A 530-nucleotide genomic window follows, 5' to 3' on the forward strand; every position below is an offset into this window, starting at 1 on the left:
TATACACGACGAACAGCGCCAGCACCCCGAACAGCGACAGCAGGCTGAGCACGATCACCAGCAACTCATATTGCTGGCCCCATACGCCAAGTTGCTTGAGCCAGAGATCCGCCGACGTCTGATCCACGACCGCCGGTGGAGCGGGCGCGGGAGCGACATAAATGGCCCCCGCCAGATCGGGAATGAACAAGAAGACGCCCGCTATACCGAGCAGCAGTTCGGAATCCCGCTTGGCCATCGCCCAGGCATCGCGAAGGATGCCTGCCACATTGAGTTTCATGAAACCTCGACGATCGCCTCACGCGCATCACGCGCCGCAAGATAGAGTTTGGCGACGAACGCGACCGCCAGCAGCGAAAAGATCGTCGACACGGCGGCCACAGCGATTTGGGTCAACACGGTCGCAACGCTCAACTGCCCCTCACCGCCGATCAGCAGCCCGAAGACCGTGCCGAACACCAGCTTGGCCGCAGCGGAAGCAACCCATGATACGCAGCCATACAGCAACACCACCCCCATGACCTTCCAAG

At 61.1% G+C, this 530-nt stretch carries 2 protein-coding genes; both read right to left on the reverse strand.

Annotated features, from left to right (window positions below; all coding sequences use genetic code 11):
* A partial coding sequence (locus tag J5M73_RS31030; protein WP_207816876.1) for a hypothetical protein occupies nucleotides 1-280 on the reverse strand: 280 nt, incomplete at its 3' end.
* Nucleotides 277-530, reverse strand: a 254-nt coding sequence (locus J5M73_RS31035; RefSeq protein ID WP_207816877.1) for a hypothetical protein, incomplete at its 5' end; no start/stop codon positions are given. The genes J5M73_RS31030 and J5M73_RS31035, both read right to left, overlap by 4 nt.

The sequence above is a fragment of the Pseudomonas sp. 50_B genome (assembly GCF_017491625.1).
Classification (GTDB): domain Bacteria; phylum Pseudomonadota; class Gammaproteobacteria; order Pseudomonadales; family Pseudomonadaceae; genus Aquipseudomonas; species Aquipseudomonas danubii.